2 protein-coding genes are annotated in these 2,270 nt (G+C 37.3%); one reads left to right on the forward strand and one right to left on the reverse strand.

The genetic code is table 11. From position 1 onward, the window contains the following. Positions 1-225: 225 nt before the first annotated feature. Positions 226-450 carry a hypothetical protein gene (locus ACTNES_RS20515; protein ID WP_441040540.1) on the reverse strand — a complete coding sequence of 75 codons (225 nt, stop codon included), beginning with the start codon at positions 448-450 and terminating at the stop codon, positions 226-228. Positions 451-670: 220 nt separating this feature from the next. Between ACTNES_RS20515 and ACTNES_RS20520 the strand changes: the two genes are divergently transcribed. Beyond that, the gene (locus tag ACTNES_RS20520; protein ID WP_441040541.1) at positions 671-1,777 is read left to right on the forward strand and encodes an SLC13 family permease; all 1,107 of its coding nucleotides are present in this window, start codon (positions 671-673) and stop codon (positions 1,775-1,777) included. Positions 1,778-2,270: the final 493 nt, after the last annotated feature.

The raw sequence follows: 2,270 nt of genomic DNA on the forward strand, positions 1-2,270 counted from the left end.
GTTTTGGGTCAAATTCATTATACATCAGAAAGTCCTGTACGATATTTTTTTATGAAAAAGTTGTAAAGTGGTAATCATTATGAAAAAAATAGAGAAAATTGGAAAAATCCCTTCAAGTCCGTAAAGTTGTTGTATCCTCCAGTGCAATCGTTCAATCCTTTTGCAGAACGGACGAGAAATCCCTTAGCGTTCATCATGTCGAAATCTATGGGGTGGTTCCTGCATTCATGGAATGAAAAATATGCATACTTTTTTTGTTTCGTTGTCCTTAAAATATCCGCACATATCGTAATGCCCCGTCTCAAAGGTAATAAGCCTTAATCCATATTTTGCGGCATTAATTTTCATGCTCTTTTTCATGTCATTTGCAAAATATATAAATTCCTTGGAATTTTTCCCATAGTCATCTTTTATTGTTTTTCCCTGATATTTTCTGTATAGTTCTCCCAAAACGTTTTCCTTTCATATTCTGAACTTTTGAAATGATGTCGCCATTGATAACATTTTTATTATACAGGAATGAGGCGGTAATCGCAAACACAATCCACAATACAAAATGATATTCTTTTTTTCTGGATGTTTCTGTGATATACTTATACGCGGTCGTATCAGACCGGAAAGGAAATATTATGTTACAAAAATTATATGTTTTTTCAGGAAAGAAACCGTTTTGTCAATTGCAGTGATCCTGGCGCTTCTTTCTATGTTCTGGGTCAGACCGGATAAGGCTTATTTTACTTATATCGATTTCAGGACTCTCGGGCTCCTCTTCTGTTTGATGGCAATTGTAGCTGGTTTGAAGGCTGTTGGTGTTTTTGATATACTTGCCAAAAAATTGCTGATGGGAACATCGGGAACTGTGGGTGTGATCAGGCTGTTGGTACTCTTATGTTTCTTCCTGTCAATGGTGATCACCAATGATGTGGCATTGATTACTTTTGTTCCTCTTGCACTGATCATTGTGCATAAACTGCCAAAGGAACTGGGCAATTACTGGCTTCTTAAAATAGTAGCCATGCAGACAATCGCTGCTAATCTCGGAAGCATGCTCACACCAATCGGAAATCCGCAGAACCTTTATCTATATGCCAGAGCAGGGATGTCCGCGGCAGAATTAATAACCCTGATGCTTCCCTATTCCGCCACAGCACTTATCCTTCTTCTGATATGGATACAGGTAGTCGCTGCCAAAGCACCTCACGTGTGCGGTTCCGAAAAAGATAAAACTCTTTTGGGATTCTCTGACAGAAAAGAACTTAACATGGAATACCTGGCCGCTTACCTGATCTTATTTACAATCTGCCTGCTCACTGTTGCACGTATCATTCCATACCAGATTCCTCTTGTATTGGTTCTTATATATATGCTGCTAAGAAACAGGGAAAATATAAGCAGGGTGGATTACTCCCTGCTTGCCACCTTTATCGCATTATTTATTTTTATCGGCAACCTTGGAAGGATTCCGCAATTCAGCAGTTTTCTGGAAAGAATCATGGCAGGAAGGGAAACACTTACTGCTGTTCTTGCCAGTCAGATTATGAGCAATGTTCCCGCTGCGCTTCTTTTATCCGGCTTTACAGATAATTACCGGGCTTTAATTGTCGGAACCAATATTGGAGGTCTCGGCACTCTGATTGCATCCATGGCAAGCCTGATAAGTTTCAAATATATTGCAAAAGAAAACAGGAATCTGAGAGGGAAGTATTTTGGAATATTCACAGCCTCCAATATTATATTCATGATATTCATGTTAATATTGTATTTTTTTCTTAGATAAAGGTTTTCCCGGAATTACAAAAGCTATAGCAATTCTTTCTTCGCAAAAAATTCTCCGCGGCACTCTCCCATCCTGGAAGAAAAGCCGCGGAGAAATAAATAAATTTTCGGTGCCAATACAAAGATCATTAATCTTTACACCACTTTACAACTTTTTCATAAAAAAATATCGTACAGGGCTTTCTGATGTATAATGAGTTTGCTCCAAAACATTACAAAGGAAAGTGACCCTGTACGACAAAGACATTATACAACGAAAAGACTTTGACTGGTAGACTTCACAAATATTTTTTGATTTATTTTGAAACTTTTTGTTACTGTTCACACACCAATGGTATTTAGATAATCTATACCCTTAGTTAGTCTTAAGGGTATAACAAAAACATCGAAATTAATTTTAATCTGTCTATTGCTTTTTAAAGCTAAGGTGTTTACAATACTCATAAAGGGCTCCTTTGTTGTGTATTTTTGAGACTTTGATCACCTTAATTTTA

It is taken from the genome of Blautia sp. HCP3S3_D9 (genome assembly GCF_052063845.1).
Taxonomy (GTDB): Bacteria; Bacillota; Clostridia; order Lachnospirales; family Lachnospiraceae; genus Blautia_A.